Source organism: Sorangium sp. So ce117 (genome assembly GCF_051524395.1).
GTDB lineage: Bacteria > Myxococcota_A > Polyangia > Polyangiales > Polyangiaceae > Sorangium > Sorangium cellulosum_B.
The window spans coordinates 1,826,280-1,844,808 of sequence record NZ_CP150309.1 but is presented as its reverse complement, the minus strand read 5'-3'; the positions used below and the strand labels follow the sequence as shown (position 1 = coordinate 1,844,808).

The following is an 18,529-nucleotide window of genomic DNA, read 5'->3' as shown; positions in this document are numbered from 1 at the left end:
CGGTGGGCGCTACAGCAGCGGCGCCCACCTTGCTTCCCCGACCGGCGCGGGCCGTTCGCGGATCTCCCCTCGGTGGTCCCGGTTCAGGTTCACCCCACCGCCGTCCTCCGACGACGACGGATCAAGGTCGAAAGTGCAACTGCCAGAGCAACCAGGGAAGTCCCGACGGACTTCCCCGAATCGGCCCTGCCGACCGCGCACGATCCAGAATCAGCGCTACCGGCCGGGCCACCAGCCGTGACGGCGCCACCCGTTCCGCTGCTCCCGCCGCTTCCGCCTGCGGTGCCGCCTCCGCCTGCGGCGCCGCCTCCGCCTGCGGTGCCGCTCGACCCCGTGCTCCCAGCGGTCACGCCGCTCATGCCGCCCTGCCCCTGTCCGCCACCCCCACCCTCTCCACCGGCTCCGCCTGCGCCGCCGCTTCCGCCCGCCCCGCCGCTGCACTGCTCTATCTCGGGATCGACCGGCCCGGTCTTGTCGAGACCCAGAAAGGGGATGACGTGCTCAGCGGGGAATAACGCGTCGGAGGGGCCGTGATCGCCGCCAATCGAGGTGAACGCGTCGAGGACCACGTAGCCGCACTCATTCTCCCAGCGCTGCCGCGTCGCATCGTGATTGCCGAGCCGGACTCCCGTATCGGTCGACGTCGGGCTCGCGCCCACGCCCAGAACATTGGTCCATTGCTTGATGGCCTCCGTGTGGTTCGGGTACCTGATGATGGTGTCCGCGTCGCCGTGGAAAAGCTGCAGCCGCGGGCGATGTCCCGCATACCCCGGGGCCAGCGTACGGGCGATGTCCCCCCACTCTTGCGCTGTGTGGGTCACCGAGCCGCCCGCGCACGCTCCGCTATATCCGCCGCCGTTGCCTGATTCGTTGGCTGCGCGGCACCCGGCCGGCATGCCCGCGAACGCGGCGCCTGCTTTGAAGACGTCCGGGTAGAGGGCAAGCAGGAGCTCGGTCATCATGCCGCCGGACGAATCTCCCGTCGCATAGACGCGATCCGCGTTGCCTCCGTACGTGTCGAGCGCGTACTTCACCATCTGCCTGATGGCGTGACTGTCGCCACCGCCCTCGCGCGTGCGCGTCTTGTCCGAGACGACGTCCCAGCATCTTCCGCTGCTGGGGACGACCATGATGAAGCCATGCTCGTCCGCCGCGTCGACGATGCCCCCGCCCCGCGCCTGACCAAACACTGCACTGGCGGTCCCGCCGCAGTAGTGCACCAGCGTCAGAATCGGAGGATTCTGCGCGACGTGGTCCGGGACATAGACGTGCATGCTCACGTCACCAGGCAGACCGCTCACCTTCCAGTCGTTGATCTGCTGCAACGTCGCCGCTCCCGCGGAGGGTACCGGCCCCAGCATGGCTGCCAGCAAGGCGCCACAGGCAGTCCAATTTCGGCTCATGATGGAGTTCTCTCCTGTGGATGACGAAGGTCTCCGTGTTCACGACGACCCATCCATGGCGAAGCAAAAGGAGTCCGATCGGGCCGATTGTGAGCGCTCACATTGGCAACGTCAATTCCAATCGACCGGCCCGCGGTGTCCTCCAGCCCGAGGGAGAAGAGGCTGGCGGGGCGCCTCTGGAGCGCGGCGTCACGAGAGGCGGTCCTCGCTCGTTCGCCCTCCCTCGGCGAGGGTGTTCGCCGAGCTCGTCGTCGAGGGAATCCGGGCGCAAGCTCCGGAGCTCGCCGCGGCGGCCGTGAGCTCGTCGCCGGGCCATTTCGGTTGACGCCGATGATGTGAGCGCTCACAATTGCTCGCGAACAACCCCTTCGCTTTGTTCAGAACAGGCCGTCGAGCGCGCAGGGCGCTCGTCCTCGGGATCGATCCCGGCACGGCTCCGCTCGCTCGAACCAGCTGTGCACCAGGATGTGATCCCGAGCTCCGGACATCGGACCGGGCGGGCGCCGGCGTCCATCGGCGCAGCAACCACGCGGGAAACCGAGGAGCGAGATGGCACGTTTGGGAAGCAGATCGAGAGCACGATTCCTGGTGGCGCTCTTATGGACCTCCGGGTGCAGCGATCCGGTGACGACGCCCGGCGGAGACGCAGGACCCGATGCCGAGCCCCCCGCGTGCTCCGAGGGCACCTGGGATCACGACGGCGATGGCGCGACGAGCTGCGTCGCATGGACAGGCTGCACCGCAGGCACCTTCGCGAGCGCCGAGGGCTCGCCTACGGCGGACCGGCGGTGCACGGCGTGCCCGGAGCACACCTTCAGCGACACGATGAACGCGCCGAGCTGCAGGATGCACGCGCCCTGCGCGCCTGGGACGAGGCAGACCGCGCCGGGGACGAGCACCACGCCCGCGCAGTGTGACGGCTGCTCGCCGGGCACGTACTGCGCGGGCGGGACCGCCGCGCCTGTCGATTGCGCGGACGGCACATGGGACGACGACGCCGATCCCGTAACGACATGCGTCGCTTGGACCGACTGCGTGCCAGGGGAGCTCGTCGGCACGGAGGGAAGCAGCACCACGGACCGCAGCTGCGTCAAGTGTACGAACGGCGAGCACACGGCCACGATGAACGCAACCAGCTGCTCCCCGGGTGCCTGGGTGCTGAGCTACTTCGGGCCGAATCAAAACGTGGCGAGCGATTCGCTGCACCTCGCCTACAGCACCGACGGGCTTCGCTGGTCGACCCTCGCCGATGGACAGCCTGCGTACCAGCTCACCGGGATGGGCACGAATCACATCCGCGATCCGTTCCTGTTCCGCAAGAACGATGGAACGTACATCTATATCGCCACGGACTGGACGCTCTCGGAGAACGACTCGAACTACTGGAACCATCCGAGCTCCAAGATCTTCGTGGCGGACTCGACCGATCTCATCACCTTCACGAATCCCCGGTTGATCACGCTCACGAACCTCCCGGGCCCCGGGGCCACCCCGATGCACGCGTGGGCCCCGGAGGCTTACTACGACCCCGATCGCAAGCTCTATGCGATCATCTGGTCCGGAAACGACACCACGGGCGCGAACCGCATCTACGTCAGCTACACCGAGGATTTCGTCACCATCGTCAACCCGACACCCGACGTGCTCTTCGATCCGGGCTACAGCGTCATCGACGCGACGATCACGCAATGGAATGACCGCAACTACCTCTTCTTCAAGGACGAGACGGACAGCAGCGGGAGCGCGCTCACCGGATCGGGCAAGGACATCCAGATCGCGCGCTCCTCGACGCTCGCGCTCGATGCGGCGACGTTCACGCGATGGAGTCCGGACTACATCACGCGCGGGTCCACGCAGAGCAGTAGACGAGCGACGGAGGGGCCGTTCGTCATCAAGGATCCGCGGCAGAGTCGATGGTACCTGTTCGCCGACTACTACCTGAACGGCGGTGTGTTCGGGTGCTGGAGCACGACGGATCTCGACGCGGATCCGGGCTCTTGGACGGAGCTCCCGAGCGCGCAGTACCGCTTTCCGTCCGGCGTGCGCCACGCGAACGCGGTCCGGGTCACGCAGTCGGAGCTCGACGCGATCATCGCCCACTACTGAACATTCTACCGGACCCGCTGACGGGTAGAATTTCCCCCTATCATGCGCGCACCGAGAACTTCCCCTCCAGAGTGCACTTCCCTCTCTGCGCCGCGCGTCGCGCTCACGGCGGCAGCTTTCGCGTTCGCCGGGCTGCTCGTGGTGGTCGGGTGCTCGGATGGGCCCTCGACCGATGCGCCGGACGCGTCGACCAATTCATTGCGGCTCATCACGGCGGGCGCAGCGCTCAGCACCTCGGAGTCCGGCGGGCGGGTGACCGTGAGCGTGGCGCTCGACGGCGCGCCGAGCGCGCCGATCATGGTGCCGGTCTCGAGCTCGGATGCGACCGAAGGCTCCGTCTCACCGGCGACCATCTCCTTCACCGTGGAGGATTGGAGTGTCCCTCGAGAGATCACGGTCACGGGGGTGGACGACGCGGAGAGCGACGGGGATCAGATCTTCCGCGTCCGCTTCGGGCCCTCGGTCTCTGCAGACCCGGCGTGCGACGGCCTCGTCGCGGAGTCCGCTGACATCACGAACACGGACGACGACGGTCCAGGGACGGCAGCGATCGTCGTCAGCAACCCGTCGGGGACCCTCGCCGAGCGCGGCGCGCCCGTGACATTCACCGTGTTCCTCGCATCGCAGCCGAGCGCGCCCGTGACGATCGCTCTCAGCGTCAGCGACACGACCGAGGCGACGCTGAGCCAAGCGGACCTGACGTTCACGGAGGCGAACTGGAACACTGCGCAGACCGTGACCTTGAGCAGCGTCGATGACTGGCAGGCCGACGGAGCTCAGCCCGTACGCGTCGTCTTCGACTCACCGGCCAGCGAGGACCCCGAATATGCGGCCCTCGCCGCCCCCGCTGTTCTCGAGCTCTCCAATCTCGACGACGACGCCGGAGGGGGTTACCAGCTTCGCACGACGCACAAGGAGGACGCCCCGCTCTACGTCGCGCACTCCTATTATCATGCGATGATCACCGACCTCGACGACAGGGCAAACAACCAGCTTCCTGCCGACTTCCAGTGGAGAGTGGTGCCCGGCCTGGCGGACCCGGATGATCCGACGCTGGTGTCGTTCGAGCCTGTGGGTTTCGGCGGTCGCTACCTGCACGTCGACAGCATGAACTCGACCCGGTACCCGCTGCAGAGTGAGACGTCCAACCGGGCTAGCGGGCTCTGGGAGACCCCACCCGAAGAGAGGAGTCACCTTCTGTGGATCGACGTGTTCACGGAGTCCACCGCGTTCCGGAGGGACGCCACGTTCCGGATCGTGCCCGCGCTGAACGGGGATCCGGCGATGGTCTCGCTGCAGTGGTACTCGGATGCGACACGTTATCTCCGGCACCTGAACTACCAGATCCATGCGCACGCGCTCGACGGCACGGCGGTCAAGAACGCGGAGGCGTCGTTCGCGCTCGAACCGCTCGGCTATTTGATCTCGCAGCGCGCCGATCCCCACATCAAGCGGCATACGGACGGTTACTACTACTTCACCGCGAGCGTGCCGACGTACGATCACATCGAGATCAGGCGCGCGACCACGATACGAGGCCTGGCCAGCGCGACCCCGAAGGTCGTCTGGACGAAGCACGCGACCGGCCCGATGGCGGCGCACATCTGGGCGCCCGAGCTACATTTCATCGACGGCAAGTGGTACATCTACTTCGCCGCCGGAAGCTCGACCGACGTCTGGGCCATTCGCATGGTTGCGCTCGAGAGCTCATCGGCCAACCCGATGGATGGGACGTGGATCGAGCGAGGGCAGATCGTGACGGACTCGGACACCTTCGCGCTCGACGCGACGACGTTCGAGCACGACGGCAAGCGCTATCTCGTGTGGGCGCAGGAGGACCCCAGCGTCGCGGGCGACAACAGCAGCTTGTTCATCGCGGCCATGGTGAACCCGTGGACGCTGGCCAGGCCCAGCGTGCGGATCGCCAGACCCGAGCACGCCTGGGAGACGGCGGGGTTCGCGGTCAACGAAGGTCCTGCCGTGCTCGAGCGGAATGGGCGGGTCTTCATCAGCTACTCAGCGAGCGCGACGGACGACCGCTACTGCCTCGGCCTGCTCACGGCGAGCGCGACGGACGACCTGCTGAGCGCCAGCTCGTGGACGAAGAACGAGGATCCAGTGTTCGTCAGCGCAAACGGGCTGTATGGCCCGGGCCACAACTCGTTCACGACCTCGGCGGATGGATCGATCGACGTGCTCGTGTACCACGCGCGGAACTACGAGAAGATCACGGGGGACCCGCTCTACGACCCGAACCGTCACACGCGCGTCCAGCGGCTGGAATGGAATGCAGACGGAACGCCGAGCTTCGGCGTACCGCTCCTGAACGGCACGAATACGATTGGCGACTGACTATGATCTTGGCATCCTCCCTGTTGCAGATCGATCCCCGAGATGATGTGGCCGTCGCCGTGCGCGGACTGGCCGCCGGCGATTCGGTGGCCGACGCGATCACCGCCCGCGTCGACATCCCGGCCGGACACAAGGTGGCGCTGCGCGCGATGGCCGCTGGCGAGCTGGTGCGGAAGTACGGCTGGCCAATCGGGCGGGCGACAGTGGACATCCAGCCGGGCGACCACGTGCACACGCACAACCTGGCCACCGCGCTCTCCGGCCTCGACACCTACGCCTACGAGCCCACGAACCCTGAGCCCCTCCCCGCCACCGAAGACCGCACCTTCATGGGCTACCGGCGGAAGAACGGGCGGGTGGGCACCCGCAACGAGATCTGGATCCTCTCGACGGTGGGCTGCGTCTCGCGCACCGCCCAGAAGGTGGCCGCCGAGGCGGACAGACGCTTCAAGGGCCGGGTGGACGGGGTCCACGCCCTTACCCACCCCTTCGGCTGCTCGCAGCTGGGGGGTGACCTCGAGGCCACCCGCCGGATGACCGTGGCCCTGGCCGGCCACCCGAACGCGGGCGGAGTGTTGATCATCGGCCTGGGCTGCGAGAACAACCAGCTCGGCCCGCTCCTCGAGAGCGCCGCGCACATCGATCCCGATCGCCTGCGGTCCTTCACCGCCCAGACGGCCGAGGACGAGCTCGAGGCGGGCCTCGAGGCCGTCGAGGAGCTGGTGAGGATCGTCGAGCAGGACCGCCGCGAGCCCTGCCCCGTCTCCGACCTGGTGATCGGCCTCAAGTGCGGCGGCTCGGACGGCTTCTCGGGGCTGACCGCCAACCCGCTGGTGGGCCGCATCGCTGACAAGGTGTGCGCCGCCGGCGGCTCGGCCATCCTGACCGAGATCCCGGAGATCTTCGGCGCCGAGCGCCTGCTCATGACCCGCGCCGAGAGCGAGGCGGTCTATGAGGACATCGTCGGCGTGGTGAACGACTTCAAGAGTTACTTCATCACCCACGGCGAGCCGGTGTCGGAGAACCCCTCGCCCGGCAACATCGCCGGCGGCATCACAACGCTGGAGGAGAAGTCCCTTGGCGCGGTGCAGAAGGCCGGCCGCGCCCCGGTGACCGAGGTGGTCCACTACGGCGGGCAAATCCGCGGCACGCCGGGCGTGGCTCTGCTGGAGGCCCCCGGCAATGACGCGGTCTCGTCCACGGCGCTCACGGCCGCCGGCGCGACGGTCATCCTCTTCACCACCGGTCGGGGCACGCCCCTCGGCTTCCCCGCGCCGACCCTCAAGCTCGCCACCAACTCCAGCCTGGCCCAGCGCAAGAAGCGCTGGATTGACTTCGACGCCGGCCGCATCGCTTCGGGCGAATCCATGGACACGACCGCCGACGCCCTGATGGACCTGGTGCTGGCCACCGCCTCGGGCCGTCCAACCCGCGCCGAGGAGAACGGCGAGCGCGAGATCGCACTCTGGAAGCGGGGCGTCACCCTTTGAGCCTACGACACCTGTCGGAGGCCAGGCTCGGCTTCGTTCCGCCGCACGTCGAACGGCCCGCCTAACCGCCTCCGGTTACCGAGCCGGATGGACGATCTCATCGTGCGCTGGTAGGCGAACTATCTCGGTCAATATCCAGGCTGGGGTACCTCGCGGCGATCGGTGCCGACCCGACCTGGAGCGGCTCGATCTTGCCGACGATGACGAGGTAGCTGAACGCGCCGAGCAGGCAGAAGCCGCCCGCCACGACGAGCGGGATCGTGAACGATCCCTTGGTCAGCGAGAGCATCACGCCGGTGAACGTCGTGATGACGATGCCGGCCAGGTTCGACGCGAAGTTCTGGATGCCGCTGATCGAAGCCACATGGCGCGGCGTGGGCGCGACGTCGCCGGGAAGGGACCAGACGCTGGCGCCGGCGAACGCGAGGCTCGCGTAGGAGATGCCGAAGCAGGCGAGCATCAGATAGAGGTTGGAGGTCAACGCCGACAACGTGATCGCCGACGACACCAGCATGCCGCCGACCATGCAGGTCTTGCGTGCGGCGGTGAGGCTCCAGCCACGGCGATAGAGCGTGTCGGAGACGAAGCCGCCGATCCAGCCGCCCGGGATCGCCATCAGCGCGGGGATCATGCCGAGCGTGCCGAGCGACTTGAGCGAGAAGCCGCGCGTTTGCACGAGGTAGCTCGGGAACCACGTGATGAAGAAGTAGTTGGTGAAGTTGAGGCAGAAGAAGCCGAGCATCATGCCCCAGAGCGTGCGATGGCGGAAGAGCGACGCCCACGTCACGTTGTTCTGCGCGTCCTCTGCGGGCGCTGCGTGGACGACGTCCTTCTCGCCCGTCATGTCGCCATGTGCGGGGCTGCGGTAGATGACGACCCAGCCGAGGATCCACACCGCGCCGAACAGGCCCGTGATGATGAAGGCCGCCTTCCATCCGAGCGTGTCGATGATGAGCGCGACGAGGGGAATCGACAGCGCCGATCCGACGCGCGCACCGCTGTCGAAGATGCCCGTCGCGAGCGCGCGCTCGCGCGGCTTGAACCACTGGCTCACAAGCTTGGCGCAGGCCGGGTAGGCGCCGGCTTCGCCCACGCCGAGCAGTAACCGGTAGCCGAACATGGCCGCGACGCTCGACGCGCCGGCGGTCGCCGCGGTGAAGAGCGACCACCAGCCGACGGCGATCGGCAGCGCGATGCGCGCGCCCACACGGTCGACGAACCAGCCGAACGGCATCTGCATGAGCGCGTAGGTCCAGAAGAAGCCGCTCATGATAAACCCCATCTGGGCGGGGCCGATGCCGAGCTCCTTCTCGATCTGGGGCGCCGCGACCGCCAGATTGGCGCGATCGATGTAATTGATGGCGACGGCGAGAAAGCACAGGAAGAGCACGACCCAACGCATCTTTCTCATCTGCATGTCTCCTTTGCTACGGTATCTGTTCGTGCGATCGGCAGCTCTCGCGCGCTGCCCGTCGAGCGGCGCTGCCTTGCGGTGCGTTGCGCGGGCGGTGCAACGGCGACTGCATCGGGTTGTTGCGGCTATCGGTGCGGCTATCGGCGCGGCGATCGCGGCGGCTCGCGCGGCCCGTCGATCGCGCGAAGCCGCCCGTGGCAGCCTCAGATGCTCATGCGGGCGCGGCCGCGCGGAGCGCCGCGCGCAGCTGGGGCTGATCGAGGTTCAGGCCGAGCTCGCGCGCGAGCTCGATCACGGGCCCGAAGCGGCGTCGCTTCTTTTCGCCATGGTTGCGCGCGATGTCGGAGAGCCGGTGATCGAGGAATGGGTTCTGGAAGCGCTGGCGCACCTCGTCGAGGTAGGCGCGCGCGGCAGCCCCCTTGCCGAGCGCATCGAAGACGGGCACCACCTCGTCGCGCCAGAGCGCCTCGAGATCGGCGCGCAAGGCCGGATCGCGCATCGCGTGCAGCGTGTTCTCGTCCGCGGGGCGCCCGTCGAGCTGCCAGCGCTCGGCGAGGTAGGTGTGCCCGAGGTTCAGCAACAGCAGCTTCAAGCGTTCGTAATGGAGCAGGTCGTCCGTCACGATCATCGCTTCATGCTGGCACGGCAGCACCATTCCCTCGCGCCGCTCGATCGCCCAGAGCGCGTAGGGCTCGGCGATCGCGCCGACGGGGCGGATCGGCTCGGAGACGATCCGGTCGACGAGCGAATTCACCCAGATGCACGTGTGCTCGATGTAGCGCAGGAAGGCGGCATCGGCGCCCCATTGGCGCGCGACGCCGGCGACGAGCGCACGCAGCGTGTCGCCGTTGTTCGAGACGAGCTCGCAAGGCAGCAGCGTGAGCGGCGCGGCGCCCGCCTCGAAGCGCGCGCGCAGCAGGACGACGAGCTTCGCGGCGAACCCGCGCGGCACGCCCGCGCCGGGCGCGAGCAATGTCGCCGTGTCCTCGGGCAAGCAGACGTATCCGCTGTCGCTCGTGTTCGAGATCACGACGCGCGCATCCTTCGCGAAGCGCTCGCGCACGAGCGGCCAATCGGTGTTCGCGTCGAGCGCCTCGGTGATCGAGCCGCATTCGATCGTCGTGTCGACGACCTCTTCGCGGCGCAGCCCGCGGATCCGCACGGGGTAACGCCCCTGCGCGCGCAGCGCGTCGATGCGCGCGCGGCTCTCGGGGTTCGACGTGGTCTGCACCACGGTGATGGTCCCGAGCGCGCGGCCGGCGAGGAGCGCCTCCGAGATGAAAAGGTCCGCGTGAGCCTGCAGGAACCGGCTCGTGCCGAACTGAAGAATCGGATTGCCCATGTCAGTGCTCCGGCGGCTCAGCAGCCGCGTACCCACGTGACGCTCGCGTACGCTCACGACATGCCCACCATGATCTTGGACGTTCGACCGGGGTGGGCAGCCCAGTCGGCGAGCGCCTCGGGAACGCCTTCGATGGGGATCGATTTCGAGATCAGGATGTTCGGGTCGAACGTGCGTCGCTCGAAGAAGGCGATCACGTCCGAGAACTCGTTCAGGCAGTTGCGCGAGCCGAGGATGTCGAGCTCCTTCATCACGAACAGCCTTGTCTCGTAGCTCACCGGCTCTTTGCCGTACCCGATGTACACGACTCGGCCGCAAAACTTCACCCACTCCACCGCGTTGCGGTACGTCGCGGTCGCGCCCACGGCTTCGATCACGACATCCGGCCCGTCGCCGTTCGTCAGGTCCATCACGCGCTGGCGTGCATCGGCGTTCCCGAGCACCGCCTCCCGCGCGCCGAGCGCCCTGGCGAGCGCGAATTTCTCCTCCTGCGTGTCGAGCGCGATCACGCGCGCGCCGCGGCTCACCGCGCCGGCGATGGCCCCGAGCCCCACGCCGCCGCAGCCCATCACCAGCACGGTCTCCTCGGCCTCGACGCGCCCTCGCGCCGCCGCGTGAAAGCCCACCGAGAACGGCTCGACGAGCGCGAGCTCCGTGAGGCTCAACTTCCGTGACGTGAAGAGCTTCTGGTACGGCACGGCCACGAGCTCGGTCAGCGCGCCGTCGCGCTGTACGCCCATGGTCTTGTTGTCGCGGCAGGCGTTGCGCCGTCCCGCGCGGCACGAGGGACACCCGCCGCACGCCGTGTACGGCGTGAACGTGACGTCGGTACCGACGTGCCAGTCCGCCTCGACGCCCGAGCCGAGCTCCACGATCGTGCCGGCCACCTCGTGCCCCAGCACCCGAGGGTACGTCACCATCGGGTTCTTGCCCAAGAACGTGTTCAAGTCGGAGCCGCACAGACCGACCCGTTGCACGCGGATCAACACCTCATCGTGCGCCGGTTTGGGCTCGCGGATCTGGCTCACCTGTGCAACCGACGGACCCGTGATCGTCAGGGCTTTCATGCTGTCATTGCCTCACTGAGCGACTTCGTTCACTCGCGGCTTTCACGGCGCGCTCCGCAGCCGGGGCCGCTTCGTTCTGCCAAAGAACAGAGCGCCATGTCGAAGGGCCGAAGCCGAAGCGACGTGGCGTTGCTTCACAATCCGTCAGCGGGGCGGCGGGCGCCGCCTTCGCCGTGGCGCTCGGGACGCCGCTGTTCAGGGGTGACGCGCGTAAAATTTCTGCGCATTCTTGTACATGACCTTGTCACGTGCTTCCTGACCAAACTCCTTGAGATAGAGCTCGGCGACCTCGATCTCCGAAGCGAGGCTGCCGCCCATGTCGACAACGGGCCAGTTGCTGCCCCAGATCAGCCGGTCTTCGCCGAAGGCCTTCATCAGCACATCGAAGTGCGCCTTGTACGCCGCGAGATCGGTCGGCGCCTTCCAGGGATCGTCCTCGGTGGCGGCCGGGTTGTACATGTCGAAGAACGACGAGAACTTGATGTAGATGTTCGGGTGCCTGGCCAGCCGCTGCATCGCATCGACCCAAGCCGGATCCGGCGTCGGCCCTTTCGCGCCCGCCAGGTGGTCGATGATGATACGGAGCTTGGGCACCGCGCTCGCGAGCGCCTCGACCTTGTCCTTCGGGTTGAGGGCGCCGCGGCTGATGATGTCGAGCGTCATGCCTTTGGCCGCGAGCTCCTCCAGCGAGGCGAGCTGCTTGGCGTCGAGCGTCAGCTTCGGGCTCCAGAGGAAGCCGCGAATGCCGACCACGCGCGGGTCCGCGGCGAGGCGCGCCAGATCGGCGCTGAAGCTCGGCGAGCCGATCTCGAGCTGCGCGACGAGGAACTTGAAGAAGTCGTTGCCCTTCGTCAATTCGAGGACCTTGAAGTTGTCGTCGACGGCGGGGCTGGCTTCGACGATGCCGGTGCCGATGATGCCATTCTGCTTCGCGACGGCTTCATACTCCGGGGGCAACACGTCGCGGTAGATCGGCTTCTGCTTGGCTTCCGGCCAAACGACGCCGCCCGGACGCGTGACCTGGTAGAGATGGATGTGCGTGTCGAGGATCGGACCCCGCTGCTCCGCCGGCACGGCCAGCGGGGCCGCCGCTTTGCTCGTGTCGCCCGCCGTCTCGGGCGGCGTCGCGGTGGTCGCGGAAGACGACGCACACGCCGCCAGCGGCGAGAGCGTCATCATCAGGCACAACTTGGCGAAAGTCGTCGGAATACTCGTGAGTATTTTCATGGTGGAGTCTTTTTCGAGTCGGTGCCGAACGCGATCCCGATAGCGAAGGTGTCGCTGCGCATGACGACCCCCTCATGGCAAAGCGGAATAAGGAGGCCTTTAATGTGAACGTTCACATGAACGATGTCAACACCAATCCGTTGCTGAGGCCGAGCTCGGACTCGGGTGGCGGGCAAGCCTCCTCCGGAGCGCCGCGGCAAGAGAGGCAGACACCGGGCCGCGGTGATGTTCGATGTAGATTCCAATTTCCAATCCGTTTGCCCCCGGTCAAGGGCCTATCCCTATAAGGAGCATCTGGGATCACCGCTGTCGCGGGCGGGCTGGACGATTCGGTCCCGGTGGTCGCCGTCGACCAACACGACGGCGCGGCGGCGACCCGCCATCTCCTCGACCTGGGTCACGGGCGCCGCGTCCGGCCGCCGCTGCGCCCCCATCGGGATCGAGCATGGCGTCGCGCCGATCCATTTTGGTTGACACCCGCAATGTGAACGTTCACAATTTGCCTCGGGGTTTCCTTTCGCTCCCCTGAGCAGGCCCATGCGCGGCGGCCCTTCATCCCTGGGATCGGGATCGATCACCAACCCTGGAGAAGCGACGCTGGAGAACTGTTCGACAAGTTTTCCAACGTAGTCGCAGCCCGGCGCCTCACGCTGCCGGCTCGCTTCCCACGCGCACGGCGCGGGGCATCGGAGGCTGTGTTGAGAGCCTTGCCGAACAGCCCCACCAGTTCAACAACTTATCCATCGACGGCGGCTGGATGAGCCGTCGAGGAGAAGAAGATGCAGATTCGCAGTGCAAAGGGTTGCCAGTGGGACCAGGTGAGCCTCGGCGAGGTGATGCTGCGCCTCGACCCGGGTGAGCGCCGCGTCCACACGGCGCGGACGTTCGACGTCTGGGAAGGCGGGGGCGAGTACAACGTGGCGCGGGGGCTCCGGCGCTGCTTCGGGCTCCGCACCGCCATCGTCACGGCGCTCGCGGACAACGCCGTCGGGCGCCTCATCGAGGACCTGATGCTCCAGGGCGGGGTCGACACGTCCTTCCTGCGCTGGGTCGACTACGACGGCGTGGGCCGGGACGTGCGCAACGGGCTCAACTTCACCGAGCGCGGCTTCGGGCCCCGCGCGGCCGCCGGCTGCTCGGACCGCGGCCACAGCGCGACGTCCAAGCTCAGGCCCGGCGACATGCCGTGGAAGACCCTCTTCGGCGAGCGCGGCGCGCGCTGGTTCCACACCGGCGGTATCTTCTGCGCTCTCTCGGAGACCACGGCCGGCGTGGCGCACGAGGCCATGGAGGTCGCGCGCGCGCAGGACGTGCGGATCTCCTACGACCTCAACTACCGGCCCTCGCTGTGGAAGAACTTCGGCGGCCAGCGGCGGGCGCGCGAGGTCAATCGCGCCCTCATGCCGTACGTCGACTGCGTGTTCGGCAACGAGGAGGACTTCGTCGCCGGCCTCGGCTTCGAGGTGTCCGGCGTGGACAGCAGCTACAGCCAGCTCGACACGAGCGGCTTCCGCCGGATGATCTCGGAGGTCGTCGCGGCGTACCCCAACATCTCGGTCGTCGCCACGAGCCTCCGGACGGCCAGGACCGCCAGCGTGAACGGCTGGGGGGGCGTCCTGTACTACAAGGGCGAGTTCCACGAGGTCCCGCAGCGAGACATCGAGATCCTGGACCGCGTGGGCGGCGGCGACTCGTTCGCTTCGGGGATCATCTATGGCCTCCTGGCCGAGCAGAGCCCGCAGTGGGCGCTCGAGTGCGGCGTCGCGCATGGCGCGCTGGCGATGTCGACCCCGGGGGACACCTCGATGGCGTCGCTCGACGAGGTGCGGAAGGCGATGAGCGGAGCCGGCGCGAGGATCGAGCGATGAACAGGGAGCAAGTCGTCCGCCGCATCGAGGAGATCGGCATCGTCCCCGTCGTGCGCGCGCCGAGCGGAGAGCTCGCCGTGCGGGCCGCTCGCGCGCTCTGCGCGGGCGGCATCGAGGTCGTCGAGATCACGATGACCGTCCCCGGCGCCCTGTCCGTCATGCGCGAGATCGCCTCGCGGATGGGGGACCACGTCCTCGTCGGCGCGGGCACCGTGCTCACCGCGGACGCGGCCCGCGCGTGCATCGAGGCCGGCGCCGAGTTCATCGTGAGCCCGGGGCTCGACCTGGAGGTCATCCGCGCGGCGCACGATCTCGGGAAGGCGGTCTTCCCGGGGGCGCTCACGCCGACCGAGGTGATCACCGCGTGGAACGCCGGCGCCGACACGGTGAAGGTGTTCCCGTGCTCCGCGATGGGGGGCGCGAAGTACCTGCGCGCCCTGCGCGCGCCGCTCCCGGAGGTGAAGATGATGCCGACCGGCGGGGTCAACCTGACGACAGCCAGGGATTTCATCGAGGCCGGCGCCGTGGCGCTCGGCGTCGGCGGCGAGCTCGTTGACGCCGCGGCGCTCGCGGCGGGCAAGGACGAGGTCCTCGCGGAGCGCGCGCGTGAGTTCATGTCCGTGGTCAGCGCCGCGCGTGCAGCGCTCAAGAACGGCGCGCGGGCGTAGAGGACAGCTCCGGCGGGCAGCGCTCGGCGGGGCAAACGCGGCACCCGCCGGCGGTGGTGCGGCCCCTCCGCGTGGCCGTGCAGCTCGTCCGTCGTGCCAGAGCGCGGCGCTCGGGTGCCCGAGAGATCTCGCGGCGTGGCCCTCGTCCTCGCGGCGGCGCGCGCAGGGCCAGCACGGTCCGGCGCGAAGGCGGGATCATTCCTCCGGCGGCTTCACGCCGGGGGTCGGCTGCCCGACGACGTAGCCGTTCGCGGCCCATTGGTAGGCCAGGCTCACGCCGGGTACCTGAGCTTCGAGCACGAGGCCGCCATCGCTCACCCCGCCGGGTGCCGTCAGCACGAGCTCGCCGCCGCTCGGATCGAGCGCAAAGCTCGTGTGGAGCTCGCCCTGGTCCGTGTCGCCGTCGGCAAACAGGACGAGCACCTCGTGACGCGGAAGGGTGACGGCGGGCAGCGGCCACTTGCCGCGCTCGGCGAAGTCGTCGGACAGCGTCCAGCCCGTCAGATCGACGTCCTCCGCCGACGGATTGAACAGCTCGATCCACGGCTCGTACTCGCCGGATTCATCCGCCAGCGTGGTCGTGTTGTTGAGCATGACCTCCGAGATCGACACGGCCAGCGGCGCAGGACACCCCCAACAGAACGCCGGGCTGCCGGTCGAGATCATCGGGACGGCGTCGACGACCACGGAGCCGTCGGCGGCGAAGGCGCTGAACGTGAACGGAGCGTCGAAATCGAACTTGAGCTCGTAGCGAGCCGTGCCCGCATCGGCTCGCGCGACGTCCGTCCAGTTATGATGGCTGTTGACGTACTCGAGGCGGCTCGGTTCGGTGACGCACGCCGTCGTTCCGTCGAGCGATACGCTGAAACCGTCCAATCGATACAAGGAGGATTCGCCGACACCGAAGTCTTCCCAGGTCCGCCTGAGCTGGACCACCGCGCGCCCGTCAGAGGTCTCGAAGCGCAGCACGTGAGTCGCGCCGAGCCGGCCGCCGGGACGTTCGCCGCACAGCGCGTCGCTCGAGTCCGGCGGTGCTCCGCCGGCTCCGCCCGCGCTCGCTCCGTTCCCCGGCTCGGAGCTGGAACAGCCGGCGCACGCCAGCGAGAACCCGAGGCCGTACAGGATCGTTTTCAAGGTCATGTCTGGCTCCATCATGGCGTGTAGGGTCTGGCTTGCTTGATCACGGTGCGCCCGTCCATCGTGACGTCCACTTCCACATCGAGCGACAGCGGGGCGAGGCTCGGATACACGCTGGCCGCGAAATGGTCCTGCACCATGAACAACAGCCCCGCGAGCTCGTTCAACGCGGTATCGGGCCAGAGCCGAGCGCCGCCCGCTGCCAGCGAGGACGGTGACACCAGCGTGACCTCGCTCGGCGATCCGCGGGCAGAGCGCCGGAACGTCAGGATCTCAGGGCTGGCGGTGGGATCCAGCGGCTCGGCGACGCCGACCTCTCCCACCTGGCTGACCACACGATACAAAGGCTCCGGCGCGTCGGGTTCGAGCCCCGTGAGCGCGACGGCTTCCAGGCGTTCACCGACGAACGTGGGGTGGACCGCGACGCCCATGAACACCTTGGTGTGATCGATGCCATAGTACTCGCGATCGTCGAACGCGCGTTCGTTCCACAAGCTGGCCCAGACCCGGCGCACCGCGAGCAAGGCGCTCTTTTCTTCGGTCAAGTCCTGCTCCAGATCCTCGATGAGCGGCAGCAGATGGCTCCGGTCGGGGTGCTCGGCGAGCTCGATCTCTCGCCGCTCGAGCTCGGCGCGCAGGTAGGCCTCGTGCTCCGGGCTCAAGCAGGCCGACGGTCCCAGCGTGTCCGAGTCGAGGTCGTCGGCCAGGCAGCCGCTCCGGGAGTCGTACAGACCTGCTCCCGACAGCCCCGGCAGGTCCTCGGCGTTGGTGCTGCTGCGAAAACGCAGCCGGGTGACCAGCCCCGCGGCGCCATAGGCCTGGCGAACGGCCGCTTCGAGCGCCTCGCCGAATCCGGGCAAGTGCTCGGCGGCGCGCATGCGGCCCCGGAGCTCCGACAGGCGGCGCTGCTTGGTATCGGCGTCCGTGAACACCCGGGGATCGGCCAGCAGCGCCGCGACTTCGGCGTTGAACCCGCGCCGCTCCATGAAATCTGCATAGGCGCGGAACGGAATCGCAAAGCCGTCCACGCGGTTCTGCTCGGGCAGGATCCGGGACAGCTCTCCGAGGTTCGCGGCCTTGGTGCCGAACGCCGCGATATCCGCCGAGCCGAGCGAGGCCAGGGCTGCCGGCGAGGTGACCTCCAGGTCCGCGGCTGGATCGCCGAGCGGCGGCCGGCGGGCGCTCCAGAACGCCTCGGCGTCTTCCAGGCGCGCGGGCTCGATCTCCACGTGGGCTCCCCGGGCCGTGAGGTGGACCAGGCCATGGGCGAGCGCGCGGAGCACGCTGTTGTCGAATACGCCCGGCACCGCGGCGCTCGGGATCCCCTTCTCGCGCAAGCGCAGGTTCACGTGGCTGGCCAGGCTCTGCGGCTGCCGCGTGACGAGGCCGGCGACCAGCCCCAGATCGCTCGGCGCCGCGTCGATCACCAGCACGTCGCGCGGTCCGGCGCTGCCTGCGGCGGCGCCATCCACGATCTTCAGGTAACCGTACGCCTCGCCCTCGCTGTACGTCTCGGCGGACAGCCCGCTCAACAGCGCATCCGGGTCGACCAGCGCGACGCCTGCTGCCACGAGCTTGTCGGCGATGGCTTGCACCGCCGCGGTCTGGGCAGATCCATCCGGTGAGAACACCAGGAAGCGCTCGGCGAACGGGCTACACCCCTTGAGCCGCCGGTCGGCTTGCACGATGTCGTCGACCGTCAGGAGCTCATCGGGCGCGGCTTCGCTGTAGACCGTGTACGCCAGCACGCCCGCCGCTCCCGTCAGAGGATGAGGCGTGGCCGGGTAGAGCTTCAGGCCGCCGCCCCACATCACGCGGCTGGCGCGGCGCAGCACCATGTCCGCATAACGTTCCGGCGCGAGCGCCGCGTACTCCGGGAAGGTACGAAGGAACTGCAAATGGTACGGGTGGTCGTCGGTATTCTGAAACAGGCACGCTGCGCCGGAGAACACCGCCGGAGGCTCGCGGCCGTCGACGATCGTCAGGTACTTCACCTCCGCGCCCTCGCCTGCCAGGGAGGTGTAGTCGTCGCGCGTGACGAGCTCCGTGAGATACTCCGCGTCAGCCCCCGGCGCTCCCCCCGCGCCGGCGGCGTTCACGGCCGAGGAATCGTTACATGCGGTCAACGCGACCGCCGAAAGCAAGACCGATACTCGCGCCGAGGTCCTAGGTTGCATCGATTGGGTTTCCCTCCCCGACGTGGCCGGAGTTGAGCAAACGTGATGCCAGGCTGGCGGCCGCGCTGGTCGCTGCCGAAGCGGCGTTCGAAGGGCCGCAGCCGCGACATCCGCGTCGCGGAGTGTGCCGCGGCCGTCATGGCACAAAGCCCCTTGGCGCCACCAGCGAGAACCAGCCGTCCTCCTCGGCGATTGGGAAGATAGTCCGCGCAAACCCATTTCAACTTGTCAAGAAATTTGCGCCAGCGCATGCAACGTGGCTGTACGGTCGGACGGCC

At 68.1% G+C, this 18,529-nt stretch carries 12 protein-coding genes; 5 read left to right on the top strand and 7 right to left on the bottom strand.

Features of this window, described 5'->3' with window-relative positions:
- Nucleotides 1-89: 89 nt before the first annotated feature.
- Nucleotides 90-1,403: an extracellular catalytic domain type 1 short-chain-length polyhydroxyalkanoate depolymerase gene (locus WMF46_RS06955; protein WP_437984885.1), complete on the bottom strand. Its 1,314-nt coding sequence runs from the start codon at nt 1,401-1,403 to the stop codon at nt 90-92.
- Between the two features lie 588 nt (nt 1,404-1,991).
- Here WMF46_RS06955 and WMF46_RS06950 point away from each other — a divergent pair.
- Genes WMF46_RS06950 through WMF46_RS06940 form a run of 3 tightly spaced genes read left to right on the top strand, consistent with a single transcriptional unit; the run spans nt 1,992 to nt 7,351 of the window.
- Nucleotides 1,992-3,509, top strand: coding sequence for a hypothetical protein (locus WMF46_RS06950; RefSeq protein WP_437984884.1), 1,518 nt, complete (start codon nt 1,992-1,994; stop codon nt 3,507-3,509).
- 42 nt (nt 3,510-3,551) lie between these two features.
- The gene (locus WMF46_RS06945) at nt 3,552-5,861 is read left to right on the top strand and encodes a family 43 glycosylhydrolase (protein ID WP_437984883.1); all 2,310 of its coding nucleotides are present in this window, start codon (nt 3,552-3,554) and stop codon (nt 5,859-5,861) included.
- A gap of 2 nt (nt 5,862-5,863) precedes the next feature.
- Nucleotides 5,864-7,351 carry a UxaA family hydrolase gene (locus WMF46_RS06940; protein ID WP_437984882.1) on the top strand — a complete coding sequence of 496 codons (1,488 nt, stop codon included), beginning with the start codon at nt 5,864-5,866 and terminating at the stop codon, nt 7,349-7,351.
- Nucleotides 7,352-7,448: 97 nt separating this feature from the next.
- Here WMF46_RS06940 and WMF46_RS06935 read toward each other — a convergent pair whose 3' ends face one another.
- The 4 genes from WMF46_RS06935 to WMF46_RS06920 all read right to left on the bottom strand — a co-directional run bounded on the left by WMF46_RS06935 (nt 7,449) and on the right by WMF46_RS06920 (nt 12,353).
- Nucleotides 7,449-8,762, bottom strand: a complete 1,314-nt coding sequence (locus WMF46_RS06935; RefSeq protein WP_437984881.1) for an MFS transporter — start codon at nt 8,760-8,762, stop codon at nt 7,449-7,451.
- 214 nt (nt 8,763-8,976) lie between these two features.
- Nucleotides 8,977-10,107, bottom strand: coding sequence for a mannitol dehydrogenase family protein (locus WMF46_RS06930; RefSeq protein WP_437984880.1), 1,131 nt, complete (start codon nt 10,105-10,107; stop codon nt 8,977-8,979).
- Nucleotides 10,108-10,160: 53 nt separating this feature from the next.
- Nucleotides 10,161-11,174, bottom strand: coding sequence for a zinc-binding alcohol dehydrogenase family protein (locus WMF46_RS06925; protein ID WP_437984879.1), 1,014 nt, complete (start codon nt 11,172-11,174; stop codon nt 10,161-10,163).
- Nucleotides 11,175-11,369: 195 nt separating this feature from the next.
- Entirely contained in the window at nt 11,370-12,353 is a 984-nt protein-coding gene (locus WMF46_RS06920; protein ID WP_437984878.1) for an amidohydrolase family protein, read from the bottom strand.
- Between the two features lie 827 nt (nt 12,354-13,180).
- Here WMF46_RS06920 and WMF46_RS06915 point away from each other — a divergent pair.
- Together WMF46_RS06915 and WMF46_RS06910 are read left to right on the top strand one after the other, a co-directional pair.
- On the top strand, nt 13,181-14,269 hold the full coding sequence (locus WMF46_RS06915; RefSeq protein WP_437984877.1) for a PfkB family carbohydrate kinase: 1,089 nt from the start codon (nt 13,181-13,183) through the stop codon (nt 14,267-14,269).
- Complete coding sequence (locus WMF46_RS06910; RefSeq protein ID WP_437984876.1) at nt 14,266-14,937, top strand: bifunctional 4-hydroxy-2-oxoglutarate aldolase/2-dehydro-3-deoxy-phosphogluconate aldolase; 672 nt, start codon at nt 14,266-14,268, stop codon at nt 14,935-14,937. Before WMF46_RS06915 ends, WMF46_RS06910 begins: the two co-directional genes overlap by 4 nt.
- Before the next feature lie 195 nt (nt 14,938-15,132).
- On the opposite strand, the gene WMF46_RS06905 is transcribed toward WMF46_RS06910, so the two are convergent.
- Together WMF46_RS06905 and WMF46_RS06900 are read right to left on the bottom strand one after the other, a co-directional pair.
- Nucleotides 15,133-16,077 (bottom strand): lamin tail domain-containing protein, encoded by a 945-nt coding sequence (locus WMF46_RS06905; protein ID WP_437984875.1) that lies wholly within the window; start codon nt 16,075-16,077, stop codon nt 15,133-15,135.
- Nucleotides 16,078-16,088: 11 nt separating this feature from the next.
- A complete protein-coding gene (locus WMF46_RS06900; RefSeq protein WP_437984874.1) occupies nt 16,089-18,173 on the bottom strand; it encodes a PEP/pyruvate-binding domain-containing protein in 2,085 nt (694 codons plus the stop codon).
- Nucleotides 18,174-18,529 lie beyond the last annotated feature (356 nt).

Excerpts from the sequence above, each read along its gene's own strand:
- WMF46_RS06955 (WP_437984885.1), bottom strand. The coding sequence starts at position 1,403 with ATGAGCCGAAATTGGACTGCCTGTGGCGCCTTGCTGGCAGCCATGCTG.
- WMF46_RS06945 (WP_437984883.1), top strand. The coding sequence starts at position 3,552 with ATGCGCGCACCGAGAACTTCCCCTCCAGAGTGCACTTCCCTCTCTGCG.
- WMF46_RS06940 (WP_437984882.1), top strand. The coding sequence starts at position 5,864 with ATGATCTTGGCATCCTCCCTGTTGCAGATCGATCCCCGAGATGATGTG.
- WMF46_RS06935 (WP_437984881.1), bottom strand. The coding sequence starts at position 8,762 with ATGAGAAAGATGCGTTGGGTCGTGCTCTTCCTGTGCTTTCTCGCCGTC.
- WMF46_RS06930 (WP_437984880.1), bottom strand. The coding sequence starts at position 10,107 with ATGGGCAATCCGATTCTTCAGTTCGGCACGAGCCGGTTCCTGCAGGCT.
- WMF46_RS06925 (WP_437984879.1), bottom strand. The coding sequence starts at position 11,174 with ATGAAAGCCCTGACGATCACGGGTCCGTCGGTTGCACAGGTGAGCCAG.
- WMF46_RS06920 (WP_437984878.1), bottom strand. The coding sequence starts at position 12,353 with ATGATGACGCTCTCGCCGCTGGCGGCGTGTGCGTCGTCTTCCGCGACC.
- WMF46_RS06915 (WP_437984877.1), top strand. The coding sequence starts at position 13,181 with ATGCAGATTCGCAGTGCAAAGGGTTGCCAGTGGGACCAGGTGAGCCTC.
- WMF46_RS06910 (WP_437984876.1), top strand. The coding sequence starts at position 14,266 with ATGAACAGGGAGCAAGTCGTCCGCCGCATCGAGGAGATCGGCATCGTC.
- WMF46_RS06905 (WP_437984875.1), bottom strand. The coding sequence starts at position 16,077 with ATGACCTTGAAAACGATCCTGTACGGCCTCGGGTTCTCGCTGGCGTGC.